Source organism: Marinomonas profundi (assembly GCF_020694005.1).
Lineage (GTDB): Bacteria > Pseudomonadota > Gammaproteobacteria > Pseudomonadales > Marinomonadaceae > Marinomonas > Marinomonas profundi.
Map to the genome: position 1 here is coordinate 1754857 of NZ_CP073013.1, position 14832 is coordinate 1769688.

Annotated in this window: 15 protein-coding genes; 8 read left to right on the plus strand and 7 right to left on the minus strand. The window is 46.6% G+C overall.

Features of this window, described 5'->3' with window-relative positions; translation table 11 throughout:
- Window positions 1-47: 47 nt before the first annotated feature.
- The gene (locus J8N69_RS08230; RefSeq protein ID WP_168823629.1) at window positions 48-1514 is read right to left on the minus strand and encodes an NAD-dependent succinate-semialdehyde dehydrogenase; all 1467 of its coding nucleotides are present in this window, start codon (window positions 1512-1514) and stop codon (window positions 48-50) included.
- Between the two features lie 280 nt (window positions 1515-1794).
- On the opposite strand from J8N69_RS08230, the gene J8N69_RS08235 reads away from it, so the two are divergent.
- Entirely contained in the window at window positions 1795-2460 is a 666-nt protein-coding gene (locus tag J8N69_RS08235) for a GntR family transcriptional regulator (RefSeq protein WP_227804012.1), read from the plus strand.
- Window positions 2461-2587: 127 nt separating this feature from the next.
- On the opposite strand, the gene J8N69_RS08240 is transcribed toward J8N69_RS08235, so the two are convergent.
- From J8N69_RS08240 to J8N69_RS08250, 3 genes are read right to left on the minus strand one after another with little or no spacing between them, the layout of a single operon-like run.
- Window positions 2588-3838, minus strand: coding sequence for an NAD(P)/FAD-dependent oxidoreductase (locus J8N69_RS08240; protein WP_168823625.1), 1251 nt, complete (start codon window positions 3836-3838; stop codon window positions 2588-2590).
- A gap of 12 nt (window positions 3839-3850) precedes the next feature.
- The gene (locus J8N69_RS08245; protein ID WP_168823623.1) at window positions 3851-4786 is read right to left on the minus strand and encodes a 4-hydroxyproline epimerase; all 936 of its coding nucleotides are present in this window, start codon (window positions 4784-4786) and stop codon (window positions 3851-3853) included.
- Window positions 4777-5751: a dihydrodipicolinate synthase family protein gene (locus J8N69_RS08250; RefSeq protein ID WP_168823621.1), complete on the minus strand. Its 975-nt coding sequence runs from the start codon at window positions 5749-5751 to the stop codon at window positions 4777-4779. The genes J8N69_RS08245 and J8N69_RS08250 overlap by 10 nt, the downstream gene beginning before the upstream one ends.
- Window positions 5752-5978: 227 nt before the next feature.
- Here J8N69_RS08250 and J8N69_RS08255 point away from each other — a divergent pair, with 227 nt between their 5' ends.
- Window positions 5979-6713, plus strand: a complete 735-nt coding sequence (locus J8N69_RS08255; RefSeq protein WP_168823619.1) for a HEPN domain-containing protein — start codon at window positions 5979-5981, stop codon at window positions 6711-6713.
- Window positions 6714-6780: 67 nt separating this feature from the next.
- Window positions 6781-7140: a hypothetical protein gene (locus J8N69_RS08260; RefSeq protein ID WP_227804029.1), complete on the plus strand. Its 360-nt coding sequence runs from the start codon at window positions 6781-6783 to the stop codon at window positions 7138-7140.
- A 241-nt stretch (window positions 7141-7381) separates the two neighbouring features.
- On the opposite strand, the gene lpdA is transcribed toward J8N69_RS08260, so the two are convergent.
- A complete protein-coding gene (gene lpdA, locus J8N69_RS08265; protein WP_168823615.1) occupies window positions 7382-8785 on the minus strand; it encodes a dihydrolipoyl dehydrogenase in 1404 nt (467 codons plus the stop codon).
- Window positions 8786-8926: 141 nt separating this feature from the next.
- On the opposite strand from lpdA, the gene J8N69_RS08270 reads away from it, so the two are divergent.
- The 5 genes from J8N69_RS08270 to J8N69_RS08290 all read left to right on the plus strand — a co-directional run bounded on the left by J8N69_RS08270 (window position 8927) and on the right by J8N69_RS08290 (window position 13647).
- Window positions 8927-9487, plus strand: a complete 561-nt coding sequence (locus J8N69_RS08270; protein WP_168823613.1) for a TetR/AcrR family transcriptional regulator — start codon at window positions 8927-8929, stop codon at window positions 9485-9487.
- Window positions 9488-9570: 83 nt separating this feature from the next.
- A complete protein-coding gene (gene lpxM / locus J8N69_RS08275; protein WP_168823611.1) occupies window positions 9571-10509 on the plus strand; it encodes a lauroyl-Kdo(2)-lipid IV(A) myristoyltransferase in 939 nt (312 codons plus the stop codon).
- A gap of 169 nt (window positions 10510-10678) precedes the next feature.
- Window positions 10679-11620, plus strand: coding sequence for an oxygen-dependent coproporphyrinogen oxidase (hemF, locus tag J8N69_RS08280; RefSeq protein ID WP_168823609.1), 942 nt, complete (start codon window positions 10679-10681; stop codon window positions 11618-11620).
- A 9-nt stretch (window positions 11621-11629) separates the two neighbouring features.
- A complete protein-coding gene (gene aroE / locus J8N69_RS08285; RefSeq protein ID WP_227804013.1) occupies window positions 11630-12445 on the plus strand; it encodes a shikimate dehydrogenase in 816 nt (271 codons plus the stop codon).
- Between the two features lie 41 nt (window positions 12446-12486).
- Window positions 12487-13647 (plus strand): GNAT family N-acetyltransferase, encoded by a 1161-nt coding sequence (locus J8N69_RS08290; protein WP_168823607.1) that lies wholly within the window; start codon window positions 12487-12489, stop codon window positions 13645-13647.
- Window positions 13648-13782: 135 nt separating this feature from the next.
- Here the strand turns inward: J8N69_RS08290 and J8N69_RS08295 are convergent, their stop codons facing one another.
- Both J8N69_RS08295 and J8N69_RS08300 read right to left on the minus strand, forming a co-directional pair.
- Complete coding sequence (locus J8N69_RS08295; RefSeq protein WP_168823605.1) at window positions 13783-14337, minus strand: PIN domain-containing protein; 555 nt, start codon at window positions 14335-14337, stop codon at window positions 13783-13785.
- A 9-nt stretch (window positions 14338-14346) separates the two neighbouring features.
- Entirely contained in the window at window positions 14347-14814 is a 468-nt protein-coding gene (locus tag J8N69_RS08300) for a helix-turn-helix domain-containing protein (protein WP_168823603.1), read from the minus strand.
- Window positions 14815-14832 lie beyond the last annotated feature (18 nt).

Genomic DNA, 14832 nt, shown 5'->3' on the forward strand with positions numbered 1-14832 from the left:
GCTCCGCTTGTTAATGAAAATAAGAGAGGTTGTGTGAGGTAAAAACCTTACGCCAAGCCGCCCATGCACAAGTATTTAATTTCAACGTATTCATCAATGCCGTACTGAGAACCTTCACGGCCACTGCCAGACTCTTTTACACCACCAAACGGCGCCACTTCACTGGAAATAATGCCTTCGTTGATGCCAACCATGCCGTATTCCAAGGCTTCAGAAACACGCCAAATACGCGCAATATTTTGGGAATAGAAATAAGACGCCAAGCCAAATGGGGTATTGTTTGCCATGGCAACGGCTTGGTCTTCGGTTTTAAATTTAAACAAGGGCGCAACAGGGCCAAAAATTTCATTAGAGAAAATATCCATGTCTTCGGTGACGCCAGTCAAAATCGTTGGCTCGAAGAACTGCGCGCCAGCCGCTGTGGCTTTTGATCCGCCAATCAAAGCCTTTGCGCCTTTTGCCAGCGCATCGCCAACAAGTTGCTCAACTTTGCTGATCGCCGCAGGATTGATCAATGGACCAATATTGACGCCTTCGGCAAAACCATCGCCGGTTTTAAAGGTCGCAACACGCTTCGCAAGCTTCTCGGCGAACGCATCGTACACGCCTTCTTGTACCAAGATTCGGTTCGCACAGACACAGGTTTGACCAGCGTTACGGTATTTAGACGCAATCGCGCCTTCTACAGCGGCGTCTAAATCAGCATCATCAAACACGATGAAAGGTGCGTTGCCGCCCAATTCCATTGACGTGCGTTTCACCGTTTGTGCGCACTGAGAAAGTAATAATTTGCCCACTGGCGTCGATCCCGTGAAAGACAATTTACGCACTGTCGGATGGCCCGTTAATACACCACCAATGGCTTTTGCGTCTTTGCCGACCACCACGTTCAACACGCCAGCTGGAATACCTGCTTGATGGGCAAGCTCTGCCAGCGCCAAGGCACACAACGGCGTTTCATCAGATGGTTTGATCACAATCGCACAACCCGCCGCCAATGCTGGGCCAGCTTTACGAGTGATCATGGCGATCGGGAAGTTCCATGGTGTAATGGCTGCCACCACACCAATAGGCTGCTTGATGGTCAATACACGTTTGTCTTTCGCAAAAGTCGGAATCACATCGCCATTTAAACGACGCGCTTCGTCAGCAAACCAATCAATAAAAGACGCGCCATAAGCCACTTCGCCTTTGGCTTCGGCAAAGGGTTTGCCTTGTTCCAAGGTCATCAAGGTCGCTAAATCGTTTTGATTATCCAGAATAAGCTGATTCCAACGACGCAATAGGGTCGCACGCTCTTTTGCGGTGCGGCCTTGCCATTCTTTTTGGGCTTTTTCAGCGGCTTCAACGGCAAGCGTTGTCTCTTCTGCGCCTAAATCCGCAACATCGATAATGTGTTCGCCATTCGCCGGGTTGGTAATCGCGAAGGTCTTGCCAGATTTGGCTTCTACCCACTCACCCCCAATGTATGAGTGACTTTTGAGTAGAGAGGGCTGAGATAGTATTGCTGTCATAAAACACTCCAGGCTTGGCTACGGAGAATGGTTAATAAGTGCTGCTCGTCATATAACGTAGCACTTTTAATACCCATCGATAGTAGGCAATGGCGGAAGTTTGAAAAATGAGAAGCTATCAATTCAATGTTTGATGTATTTCAAACATTGATCTATGTTTTTAGAAACGTTAATCGCGAATAACACTCTAAAAAAGCGCTGTTAACCTCACGTTAGCGGCGCTTTTGCGTATAATAGCTTGATCTTCCTGTATTTTAGTTGATGAAGGAGTCATAGCTTGGTGCCAAAAAGAGCCGTTGTTCGTCAGAGTTTACCCGATGTCATTGCGGCCGATTTGCGTCAGCGTATTTTGTCTGGCGATTTGGTTGAAGGGGAATTGATTCGTCAGGAACTTTTAGCGGAAGAATATGCTGTGTCACGCATGCCCATTCGTGAAGCGTTAAAGCGTCTTGATGCGGAAGGGCTGGTGGTGTTTACCAATAATCGTGGTGCCACTGTGACCAAACACTCGTTAGATGAAATTGCCGAAATCTTTGATGTGCGCATGATGCTAGAAGTGGATCTGTTCACCCGCGCCATTCCTCTCATGCAAGCAGCACACTTTGCGGAATGCGAGAGCATTCTGGAAGAGATGGAAATCTCTTATCAACGTGGTGATGTGGCGGCTTGGGGGCCGTTAAACGCGAGATTTCATGGTGCGCTGTATGCCGCAGCAGACCGAAAGTTAACCAGTAATTTATTAGAACGCGCCAGCTTACAATCCAATCGATATGTGAGTATGCACATCGACCAGTTGAATAAATCCCAAAGCGCCCAGCAAGATCACAGCGATTTATTGGTCTTGGCAAGACAAGGTAACGTACAAGGCGCGGCAGACAAACTGCGTTCTCATATAGACAACACCAAGTTCCAAGTGCTGGAATGGATTACCGCCGCTCGCCGCTGATTTTTATTCAGGTTCTTAACGTTGCCTTTATTGCCGATTAATAAGAGTGGCGTTTTTGATGAGGTAGGCGATAGTTTCGAAGAAAAACGCCACTCGTTTAATCTGCTTTTGCACAGGTTAGAAGAGGTTAAAAACGGGCGGCTGAAAACGGCGTGAGGTCGATTTCTGGCGTTTCGTTGTTAGCAAGTGCCGCGACTAACTCTGCCGTCCCTGCGGATTGTGTTAATCCTAAATGTCCATGTCCGAAGGCGTAAATCACTCGTTTAGATCGGTTTGAATAGCCGATTACCGGTAGGCTGTCTGGCATGGAAGGACGAAAGCCCATCCATTGCTTTCCGCCCTCGGTTTTTAACCCGGGTAAGAATTCCGCCGCTTTGTTGAGCAAAACGTCCGCACGCTTGTAATTGGGTTCTAGGTTCAAACCACCCAGCTCCACTGCGCCGCCAACTCGTACACCCTCGCCTATTTTTGTCACCACAAAACCGTGATTACTAAAGGTGATATGGGTTTTTAAGTTAAATGCGCCAGCTGGTAAGGTCGTGTTGTACCCGCGCTCGGTGTCCAATGGCAAACTGTCACCAATGGATTGCGCTAGGGTTTTCGACCAAGCCCCTGCTGCCAGCACCACTTGATGGGCTTCATAATCGGCCGAGTCGCTTTTTAATGTCACTGAATCCTTGTTTATCGTCATAGAATGAATCGACGCAATGGCAATTTTACCACCGAGCTTTTCAAATTCGTTGGCTAGGTGCTGAGTCCATTCGGCAGGATCACAGACATTCTTCCATTCTGGGGTGAACACCGCGTGGGTGAATCTAGGGTGAATGCCGGGCTGTCTTTTGGCAATGGCATCAGGTGTGAGCAACAGCTCATAGCGCACACCGTGTTTTTGACGTGTTTGCCAACCAGCAAGACTGGCACTGAACTCGGCTTCGCCTTCATAAAGTTGCAACTGCCCTTCGCGTCGAATCATGGCCTCGCCATTAACGGCGTTAATTTGACGTTCTAGCGCCGCTTTCGACAAATCCATTAAACTGGCTTGTGCGGCCAAGGCAGCTTGGTATTTGTCTTGCCAGCTGGCCCGCCAGAAACGCAACATCCAAGGTAAGATTTTCAGCGCGTAAGCAGGACGCAAGGACAAGGGGCCGAGCGGGTCGATTAACCACTTTGGTGCCTTGCGCATAATTCCGGGGGTGGCGAGTGGAATCACATCGGCAAAGGCAAAGGCGCCTGCGTTGCCAGCGGAGGTTTCGGCCGCCACGCCTTTTCGATCCAACACTAAGACCTGACGGCCTTGAGATTGCAGCTTGAGCGCAATGCTTATGCCGATAATCCCAGCGCCAATGACAATTACATCCTGATTTGTTGCCGTGTCCATTTTTTGTCCCTATTAAGAGAGCCTAATGCCGTTTTTTAATGGGTCGTTAGGGTTCATGATTAAAGTAGCTTCCTTAGTAACAAACGCCTGTCCGGTAATGTTAGGGATAATCGTATCGCCTGTCGCAGGCTGATAGCTCAAACGATAGTGGCTGCCAATGGTGCTTTCTTGAATGATCTCTTCGCCCGGCGCAAGACGATTATCCGCCGCGAGGCAAGCCAAGCGAGCCGAGCTTCCCGTACCGCAAGGTGAGCGATCATAAGCATTGTCAGGGCATAAAACGAAGTTGCGGCTGTGGCCGTTTTTGTTCAAAGCTGGCCCATACAAAACAACGTGATCAATGATGCCGCCCTCTGACCCTGTTAATTTTTTCTCTTCAATGGCATCGCGTAACTTGATAGCGACTTCCGTTAGAGTGCGAATGTTGCTGGGAATCACAGGAACAGGGCTTTTATCGACGATAAAGAACCAATTTCCACCATAAGCCACATCACCAAAAACTGTACCCACACCATCGATTTCAAGGCGAACGTCTTTCTGTAAACGGCGGCTGGCAACGTTTTTCACCGTCACAGTATTCGCATCAGACAAGGTGACTTCAACCACACCGACGGGCGTTTCGATTTTGTGCGTACCAATATCAATTTTACCCATGTGAGCCAGCGTGGCCGCGACGCCAATCGTGCCATGACCACACATACCAATAACCGCCGCCGCGTCAAAATAAATCACCCCAGCGACGCAGGTTGGATCGACCGGTTCGACCAGCATCACGCCGACCATGGCTTCTTGCCCGTAAGGCTCGGACACCACAGAACGATAAAAATCCTGGTGCTCTGTGGCTAATATCTTGGCGCGTTCCGCTAACGAACCAGAACCCAAATCTGGCCCGCCAGACACAATAACGCGAGTGGGTTCACCTTCCGTATGACTGTCGATTACTTGCACGAATCTATTACTCCACCTTGCTTTTTCCAATCCGCGAACCAGTCTTTGAAAAGTGCATATTGCTCTTCACAATAATGACGTTGCGCGGCATTTAGCTCGTCTGTTTCGTTAAAGTGTAATCGATACGCTTCTTCGCCGTTTAAAACAAGCAAATATTTGAAGAACAATACCAGATCAGGCCCTTCGTCGAAGCTCGCTAAGACAGAAAAGGCTTCTTCTAACTCTTGCGCGCGAACGCGTGCTTCGGCGTTGCCCTTCGCAGCCAATCGACAGAGATTGGCGAGCAACAAAACTTCTTTCGGCAATGCTGTGCCAATACCCGTGATGGCACCCACTGCGCCGCATTTGACAAAACCGTGGTAGACCGCTGTATCCACACCCACCATCAGCAACACATCATCGTCTTGGGAGGTGATATTTTCCGCGGCATAGCGCAAGGCTTCTTTGCTACCAAACTCTTTAAACCCCACCAGATTTTTGTGCTCCGCTCGCAATGCAAAAAATAAATCCGCACGGGTTTCAAAACCATACACAGGGCTGTTGTAGATAATCGCTGGAGTGGAAGGCGCCGCGGCTAAAATCGCCTTGAAATGATGCTTCTGCGCCGCGATTACCGAGCCACGAGACAGTACGCGAGGAATCACCATCAAACCCGCTGCACCGATTTTTTCGGCGTGTGCTGCCAACGCCACCGCCGATTTGGTATTAATCGCCCCAGTGCCGACCACCACAGGAATGCCTGCGTTAACCAAACGCTCCACGCCTTCCATGCGTTCCGCATCCGTCAACAAAGGCCAATCTCCCATGGAACCGCAATACACCACCGCCGACATCCCTGCCGCCATCATTTCCTTGCCCTTCTTCACCAAGTTATCAAAATCTGGCGTGCGATCCGCCTTACAAGGCGTCATCAACGCCGGCATGATGCCGTTAAAAACACTTACATCAAAAACGTCATTGCTCATCATTCGATACCTTTTTTAAGAAGTTGAAGGAACTTGCTAACCATTGGTTAAAATGTATTTTGTATCCAAAATATACCTAGAGCAAAAAGTAGTCAATGGTGTAAAGTTAAATTATGAAGACTTGAGTAGGTAAGTAGCAGTACGATAGAAGCGTGTTTTATGCATTGAAAATAATAATGTTAATGTATAGACGTTGAAAGGCATCGAAAAACCATTAAGGACTTAGCATGAATGATGAGTTTAATTTTCAGATAGCATTGAATGCTTGCGCTCAAGATATTTTTAGGTCACAGGCGGATCAAGATTATATTTCAGCTAGATCTAGTTATTTTATGGGGTTTCAGCAACAGTTTTTATGGTCAGCTCAACAGGCAGTTGAAAAATACTTGAAGGCAATACTGCTTTATAATGGCAATACCGCTCGTTGGAAAAAAGAACCAAACTCAAATGGAAATGGAGGTAAGACTTTTGGGCATGACTTGATTGCATTAAATAGTAAAGTCAAAGAAATTGGTTACTTAGAATACTCTCTTCCTGAGTGGGGGGAATTATATTTAAACAAACTAGCTAAGTTTGGTGGCGCTAATCGTTATCTTTCACAATGGTCAGATACTACATATGAAGATTTAGAAAAGTTGGATGAGCTAGTTTGGTATATCCGTAGGTATTGCTTTTTTATTCGCGAAAATACTGAAAAAATGAGTTTTAGGGATACAAAGATAAATAGTATTAAGTCAAAAAGTTTTCCAACTATGCACAACTTGAATGATGGTTTACTGGAAAAAGTTATTAAAAACAAATCTACTGCTAGAGATGCGTTGGTAAGAGAAAACCGTGTGTACGGAACTGAGAATGATTTATTACAAGAAACTCAAATATCATCCTCTATAATTCCTCCGCGAGATCGAGATTGGTTTACTGAGGATATGAAAGAGCGGTTAGAGTATTTCATACAGCCATAATGCCTTTAATCAAGCTGCAAAATGATTTTATAAGTTAGAAAGGATTAACGTGGTTCGGTTGGAGAGAATGTGTTTGCCCTATTTCGATCAGTTTATGCAGCAGTGGAAAGCCTATTTAACGCAGCAGCTTTCCCAATGCGGGCTACGTTATGAAGTCTCAGACGCTGGTGATGTAGTGGATATTAAAACGAATTCATTGGCGTATTTTGCTTGGTTGAGGACGCATTCCATCGAACTTGTTGGAATCGATGAAGCAAGGGATGGCGTGGCGTGGGTCATGTTGGAAAAGCAGTTAAAAATCTTAGCGGAAAAAGCCGAAAAAGGTACTTTTGATCTGGTTTCGAAGCTGCATATTGAAGCAAGCCAAATCCAGATTGACCTGAATTTTAGTTATGATGACGAACAGCATATTGTTTATGTAAGTTGATCTCGGGCTTCCTGGTTATTGTTTTTCATCATAAGAAAATGTTCTCGCATTCCCGAGAAGGCGGGTGTTGCTAAACCACTTCCGTTGATCTTGTAGGTCGTCGCGCATTTATGCCGACAAAAAACTCCTCATAACACATTCCGTCTTGTCGGGCTAAAGCCACGACCTACAAAAAACAATATAAATCAATAAATTGTACGTGAACAACCATAGGTTGCTCACGTAAAGAGCTCTGTAATCATTAAGCTTTCTTTGCTTTCTTGTTCGGCAAGTCGGTGATCGTTCCTGCACCGAGTTCCGCCGCTAAGCCGACGGATTCGTGTAGGCTTGGGTGGGCGTGGATGGTTAAGGCGATGTCTTCCAATGTAGCACCGAACTCGATGGCTAGGGTTAGTTCACCGAGTAATTCTCCTGCATGAGAACCAACGATGCCAGCACCCAAGACGCGTTCTGTGGCTTCATCATAGATGAGTTTGGTTTTGCCTTGGGTGACACCAGAAGCAATGGCGCGTCCGCTTGCAGTCCATGGAAAAACAGCGGTTTTAACAGGGATGCCCTGCTTTTTCGCTTCGGTTTCGGTTAAGCCCACCCAAGCGACTTCTGGATAAGTGTAAGCAATCGATGGAATGGCAAGGGGCTGAAAATCGACTTTGTGACCAGCAATGACTTCAGCGGCGGTATGGCCTTGATGGGATGCTTTGTGTGCCAGCATGGGGCCGTGAGTGACGTCGCCAATGGCATATATATTGGGTACAGATGTTCTGCATTGTTCATTGGTCAATACAAAACCACGTTCGTCTAATGTGACGCCAATGTTGGCAATACCAGCGGTTTTGCCATTCGGCGAGCGGCCTACCGCAACCAGTACGGCATCCACCGCGAGCTGGCGTTCGCCGTCTTTGTCTTTTAGGGTGACATTTAGCGCTTCTGGTGTGGCTTCTATGTTGGTGACTTGGGTTTTGATTAAAAAGCTCATGCGGTCTTTGTTTACTTGCTCGAAGACACTAACAAGGTCTTTGTCTGCGCCGGTCATGATTTGCTCGCCCAATTCCGCCACGGTAATTTTTGCGCCTAGCGACTGGTAAACGGTGGCCATTTCAAGACCAATGATGCCACCGCCAAGCACCAATAAATGTTCTGGAATACGTTCGAGTTGCAAGGCGCTGGTGGAGTCTAAAATGCGCGGATCGTCATAAGGCACAAACGGCAATTTAATGGCGCGTGAACCGACGGCAATAATGGCGTTTTTGAATGCTACTTTTTCTTCTGAACCTGCTTTTGAGACAGTTATTGAATTGACTGAGTCAAACTTCCCTTCCCCATGCAGCACGGTGACTTTTCGCCCCTTGGCCATCATGGTAAGGCCGCCAGTTAATGTGTCGACAGTGGATTGTCTGTGATGGCGGATGGCTTCAAGGTCGATGGTTGGCTTGGCAAATTGCACGCCATGAGCGGGCTCTTCTGCCATCAATATTTTCCCCGCCACATGCAATAACGCTTTGGACGGAATGCAGCCAACATTAAGACAAACACCACCCAATGTATTATGACGTTCTATCATGGCCACCTTTAAACCCAAATCTGCCGCTCGAAATGCCGCCGCATATCCGCCAGGGCCACTGCCTAACACCACTAGATCGTACATATCATTGTTCTCCTCAGACTGTTTAGTGAATGAATAAGTATTTCTACCTATCACTAGATAGGTGCAATATAGCTTGAGTATTTAAGCTTGGTCAATAGAATACCTATCACTAGATAGATGAAATGATGAGATAGATCAAAGATGGCTGATAAAAACGATACTAAAACCAAACTCTTAGACGCTGCCGAAGGCTTTATTGTGCAAGGCGGCTACAATGCGTTCAGTTTTCGTGATCTTGCTGAAGCGGTTGGTATTAAGAGTGCAAGTGTTCACTATCACTATCCGACCAAAGAAGACTTAGTCGCAGCGGTCATGGCGCGTTATACCGAATTATTTTCGCAATTATTGCCTGATCCCAATGATAACGTGCTGGACCCTAAACGCTTATTAAAGGGCTTTATCGATGGTTTTAAAGCCAAGATCGTCGATCAGAAAAATATGAGTATATGTACTGTACTGGCATCCGATAAAAGGCTATTGCCTGAGTCGGTTGGCAGAGAACTTGCGGGGTTTTATCAGTTAAAGCTAAATTGGCTCGCTCAGATCTTTGTGCGCCTAGGTTACACTGAGGGCGAGTCTGCCTTGGTGCAGGCCAGCCAGTTACTCGCTTGCCTACATGGTGCATCGATTCTAGTACAAGGTACGAATCAGCCCGACTTTTTTGATCGTGCTTTGTCTACATGGCGTCAGCTAAGTGGTTGAAATAAAGCAACACAATTGTATTTTCAGCTGTTGGAGGATTGCTGTATCATCAAACATCCACAATTTATGCGAAATGTTGCCAAATGAGATCTGCTGATAAGCATTTATACAATCCTACTTTTCAATGGCGATTTCTTCATCCTCGGTTTTGGTTAACTTGGTTGGGTGTTGCGGGGGTGCTGGCGATTGCCTTTTTCCCGTTGCGTTGGCGCGATAAGTTAGCAAGTTGGATAGCTTGTCGTTTGTTGCATACCAAAAGTGGTGCCTTAAAAAGAGCACGGATTAATTTGGCGCAATGCTTTCCTGAAAAGTCGTCGCAAGAACGCGAAGCGCTGCTCAAACAAAGCTTTCAGACCGCCGCGCAGTACTTTATTGCCTATGGTGAGTTGATTGTGCGTAGTAAACGTCATTGTGAAAATCGCTGTGTGATTTTTGGCGAAGAGCATTTATTTCCCTTGCTAGAAAGCGATCAGAATGTGATTGCCTTGGTGCCGCATTGTTGGGCGATTGATTACGCTGGGGTGATGTTGACGGCAAAAGGTCATAAAACCGTGGCCATGATCCGTATCCAGAAAAATCCTATCTTTAATTGGTTGATTCATTGCCAACGAGTGCGTTATGGCGCTCGCGTGTATTTGCGTAGCGCCGGTATTAAGCCTTTTATGACGTCAATCAAAGAAGGTTATTTAGGGTATTACTTGCCGGACGAAGACTTGGGTGCTCAGCATTCTGTTTTTACGCCTTTTTTTGCCTCTAACAAAGCCACCATGAAAGGCTTGGGGCGCTTGGCCTGCTTGGCCGACGCGAAAGTAGTGCCCATGTTGCCTGCCTATAATGCTGAATTGGGCCGATATGAGTTGTTTATTTCTCCGCCTTTAGAAAACTTCCCAAGCGGTAATGAAGAGACCGACGCGCTGATGATGAACCAAGCTCTTGAGGCGATGATTGCCAAACATCCTGAGCAATATATGTGGGTACTGAATTTGCTTCGCACCCGTCCCGATGGTTCGCGTCTTTATTAACGATAACCGTAATGAACAAGTTGCGTCGCGATGGGGCTCTTTTCAGTGCTAAACTTGGGTAACTATTTAGCTAGGCTCTTCTTTAGCCATTTTTTACGTTTTTTATAAAACTGTTTTTTTTACGATTTTTTAAGCTGATTTTTTAATAAAAGACACGATGGAGCATTTCATGTCAGTAAGCGCACCGGCCACGGTCACCCGTCTTGATGTTCAGGCGGTTAAAGATTATCTCCTGTCCCTTCAAGACCATATTTGCTCTACATTAGAAAGCGTCGAACCAAGCGCTCGTTTCAAAGAAGACGCTTGGGATAGACCCAATGGCGGCGGTGGACGTTCGCGTGTTATCGCGGCTGGTGAGGTGATTGAAAAAGGCGGCGTGAACTTCTCTCATGTGATGGGCGACAAGCTCCCGCCTTCCGCAACGGTCGACCGTCCAGAGCTGGCGGGTGGTCGTTTTGAAGCCATGGGCGTGTCCTTGGTGATTCACCCAAATAACCCTTTTGCTCCAACCTCTCATGCCAATGTGCGTTTGTTTATCGTTTATAAAGATGGCATGGAGCCTGTTTGGTGGTTTGGTGGCGGTTTTGATCTGACACCTTATTACGGTTTTGATCAAGACTGTATCCATTGGCATCAAACCGCGTACGATGCGGTGGAGCCGTTTGGCGAAGGTTATTACGCTCGTTTCAAAAAATGGTGTGACGAATATTTCTATTTAAAACACCGTGGTGAGCCTCGCGGTATTGGTGGTTTGTTTTTTGATGATTTCAACGAAGGCAGCTTCGAGCATTGTTTTGCCATGATGCGAGCGGTTGGTGATGCTTACACAAAAGCCTATTTGCCGATTCTAGAGCGTCGTAAAGACCATGAGTTCAATGAGCAACAACGGGACTTCCAATTGCACCGTCGTGGCCGCTACGTGGAGTTTAACTTGGTGTTCGACCGAGGCACGCATTTTGGTCTACAAAGTGGTTTGGGCCGTACGGAATCTATCTTGATGTCGTTACCACCAGAAGTGCGCTGGACCTATGAATATCAGGTTGATGCCGACAGTGAAGAGGCCAAGTTAACCGAGTATTATCTCACGTCAAAAGATTGGCTTTGGGTTTAGTTGTTTAACATGAAAGGACATATTTTGGATCAATACGCCGTTGTTGGAAACCCGATTGCTCACAGCAAATCCCCCAGTATTCATGCCTATTTTGCTCAGCAAACGGGGCAGGATTTGGTTTATTCGACCTTACTCGGAGATGAGGTCGAATTTGAAAACCAAGTGCGAGACTTTTTTGAAAAAGATGGAAAAGGTTTAAATATAACCGTGCCTTTCAAAGAGCGCGCGTTTGCCATGTGCGATATTCTCAGCCAACGCGCCAAGCAAGCGGGGGCGGTAAATACCTTGATGATGGGCAAAAATGGCGACCTGTTCGGCGATAATACCGACGGCGTCGGCATGGTTCGTGACATTATTAAAAACCATGGCCAGAGCTTAACCGCTAAAAGCATTCTTATTTTAGGGGCGGGTGGCGCGGTGCGTGGTGTGCTTGAACCTATTTTAGCCGAGAATCCAGAATCTGTTACCATCGCTAATCGTACTCTTGAAAAAGCACACGCCTTGGCGGACCAATTTGATTGCCTCGCTTCGTCTTTCGAAGACTTAGAAGGCCCGTTTGATATTATCATCAACGGCACGTCGGCGAGCTTGTCGGGCAGCTTGCCACCCTTAAAAGACGCCTTAGTGAATGCTGAAACATGGTGCTACGACATGATGTACGGCAAAGACCGCACGGTATTTTTACAGTGGGCCCATGAACGCGGTGCCGATGGCGCGGATGGCCTTGGTATGTTGGTCGGCCAAGCGGCCGAGGCATTTTATTTATGGCGACAAGTACGACCCGAAACCGCCAGCCTAGTGGATGACATGCGCCAACAGATGTAAGCCAAACAGTCTTTGCAATAAGCAATAGAAAGGAAAGTGGTATGAAAGCGCAGTGGTTCAACTCAGTTGATCAAATAGGCGAAGCCAAATGGCAAGCGGCTATTGGCGAGACCCGTTATCCCTTCGCGCAATTTGCTTTTCATCAGGCGTTAGAGCAAAGCCACAGTATTGGTGATGGCACGGGTTGGTACCCTGAATACTTATTGGTGATGGACGATGATGACAGTCCACTGGCCATCGCCCCAACCTATTTGAAAACCCATTCCCAAGGCGAATTTGTCTTTGATTGGTCGTGGGCCGATGCCTATCAGCGTTACGGTATGCGTTACTTTCCTAAGCGCATTTGGGCGATTCCCTTTTCGCCTGTAACCGGTGTGCGGCTTTTTTCTCATCTTGATCCAAACGGCGATGACGTAGCGTTCTCGCATCTGTACCCAGCGCTTGCCGACATCATGACCCAAGCCAACCAAGAGCGAGGCTTTTCAAGCTGGCATCTGTTATTTGCCAAGCCAGAACATGTCGCACTATTCGCGCCAAGCAAAGATCTGCTACAGCGAATCTCCTGTCAGTTCCATTGGTTCAACCGTGGCTACAAAGACATGGACGATTACTTCTCACACTTCTCTAGCCGCAAACGCAAAACCGCCCGTAAGGAACGAGAAAAGGTTGCCAAAGAAGGCATCAAACTGACTCGAACCCTAGGTAGCGATTTGACCTCGGCCGACATCGATTTCTTTTATCTGTGTTACCAATCCACCTACGCCAAACGCGGACAACAAGGCTATTTAACCCGAGAGTTCTTTAGGCAACTGGCCGAGACCATGGGCGATCAAATCCTCTTGGTACAAGCCTTTCGGGACGACGAGCCTATTGCCGCGTCTTGGTGTTTCTTTGACCATCATTCCTTGTATGGCCGTTATTGGGGCTGTATGGAAGAAGTGGATTGCCTGCACTTCGAAGTCTGCTATTACCAAGGCATCGAATTTTGCCTCGAAAAAGGCTTACAGCACTTTGACCCTGGCACCCAAGGGGAACACAAAATCGCCCGTGGATTTGAACCGGTATTCAGCCACAGCGTCCACTACATCGCCCATGACGGCTTCCGCGACGCCATTGGCAACTTCTGCGAAGAAGAAGCCCAAGCCGTGCGTGAGTACCATCAAGACACCCATGCGTTGTTGCCGTTTAAGCAAGAAACTTAGTAACCCCCTCCCCTTTTGTCTTCCAAGGGGAAGAGTTAAAGATCACACGTCTTGATGTGTGAAAAATGTTTTGTTCAGGCACAAAAAAACCACCCGAAGGTGGTATTTTTTAAGCAATACAGGATTTTATTTAAGTCACGACTCCCTTACTAAGTGAGTAAAACTTGGAACTGAACGTTCAAGCTTTATTAGTAAGTCTTCGACTGTAAGCTTTGGATCTTTGTGTACACGAGCAAAATTATCTAAAGCTTGCATGACATTATCTTTCTCATTAGTGAACAAGAAACACATCAATTCGTCTCTTGTCATCGTTCTAATGCCATACTCAGCCAATAATTTTGCTGGAAAATGTTTAATGTTATCTGTCGCAATAATGTTACAACCCGTCTTTATAGCAGCGGCGAGTACATGGCGATCATTTGGATCAGGAAGCTCAAGCAGCTCTATTAATGGCTCGTAATCTAAGACATAACAGTCAAAAAAGGACGTCTTAATAGATTTAACTTGGCTGATAACGCTTTCTTTGCCTTCAGGGTGATTGCGATTTAAAGCACCAGTCCATTCCGCATCTATCTTATCTGTCCAAAACAATTGAACTGAACACTCATCTAAATTGGCTAAATTGAGAAGCATCATTCTCAATGGCTGTGAATACAAGACATTCGCATCCAATAAAACTTTATCACTCATGGTATTTCCTTACATAAAATCTGACTCCTGTTCAAAGTTAGCAATTAAACTAAGGGTTTCATCACGCGACATTTTCGCGTTAGAAAGCTTTTCTCTGAATAACATCACATCCGCCATTTTTACACGGTGATGAGTGCCTACCTTCATAGATGGAATTTGCCCAGCCAAAATATAACCGGTTACTTTTGGTCGTGACATTCCAAGGTATTTCGCTGCAATAGCCGGACTAACCATTTTATTTGGATCAACCTGTTGCACTTCAAAGTTTTCACTTTCCCCATTTTTAGCCAATTGACTTAACGCCTGAACAAGTACTTCAAGGGTTAGTGTTGGCACTTCAAATTCGGCTTTTTGGCCATTTTTTAGAAGCACATCAATTTTTAACTTGTCTAGATCCGCTTGGTGCTGTGTTAGATACTGTTGCGCTCTCATTATTGCGCTAACATCCGGTTCAACATGTAAACGTGTCTTATTCATTAATAACTCCTTCCTCTT

What these genes read in the sequence shown, in the direction of transcription:
- aroE (WP_227804013.1), top strand. Translation starts at nt 11,630, where the DNA reads ATGAAAGGACATATTTTGGATCAATACGCCGTTGTTGGAAACCCGATT.
- J8N69_RS08260 (WP_227804029.1), top strand. Translation starts at nt 6,781, where the DNA reads ATGTGTTTGCCCTATTTCGATCAGTTTATGCAGCAGTGGAAAGCCTAT.
- J8N69_RS08250 (WP_168823621.1), bottom strand. Translation starts at nt 5,751, where the DNA reads ATGAGCAATGACGTTTTTGATGTAAGTGTTTTTAACGGCATCATGCCG.
- J8N69_RS08240 (WP_168823625.1), bottom strand. Translation starts at nt 3,838, where the DNA reads ATGGACACGGCAACAAATCAGGATGTAATTGTCATTGGCGCTGGGATT.
- J8N69_RS08255 (WP_168823619.1), top strand. Translation starts at nt 5,979, where the DNA reads ATGAATGATGAGTTTAATTTTCAGATAGCATTGAATGCTTGCGCTCAA.
- lpdA (WP_168823615.1), bottom strand. Translation starts at nt 8,785, where the DNA reads ATGTACGATCTAGTGGTGTTAGGCAGTGGCCCTGGCGGATATGCGGCG.
- J8N69_RS08290 (WP_168823607.1), top strand. Translation starts at nt 12,487, where the DNA reads ATGAAAGCGCAGTGGTTCAACTCAGTTGATCAAATAGGCGAAGCCAAA.
- J8N69_RS08230 (WP_168823629.1), bottom strand. Translation starts at nt 1,514, where the DNA reads ATGACAGCAATACTATCTCAGCCCTCTCTACTCAAAAGTCACTCATAC.
- J8N69_RS08300 (WP_168823603.1), bottom strand. Translation starts at nt 14,814, where the DNA reads ATGAATAAGACACGTTTACATGTTGAACCGGATGTTAGCGCAATAATG.
- lpxM (WP_168823611.1), top strand. Translation starts at nt 9,571, where the DNA reads ATGAGATCTGCTGATAAGCATTTATACAATCCTACTTTTCAATGGCGA.
- J8N69_RS08295 (WP_168823605.1), bottom strand. Translation starts at nt 14,337, where the DNA reads ATGAGTGATAAAGTTTTATTGGATGCGAATGTCTTGTATTCACAGCCA.
- hemF (WP_168823609.1), top strand. Translation starts at nt 10,679, where the DNA reads ATGTCAGTAAGCGCACCGGCCACGGTCACCCGTCTTGATGTTCAGGCG.
- J8N69_RS08270 (WP_168823613.1), top strand. Translation starts at nt 8,927, where the DNA reads ATGGCTGATAAAAACGATACTAAAACCAAACTCTTAGACGCTGCCGAA.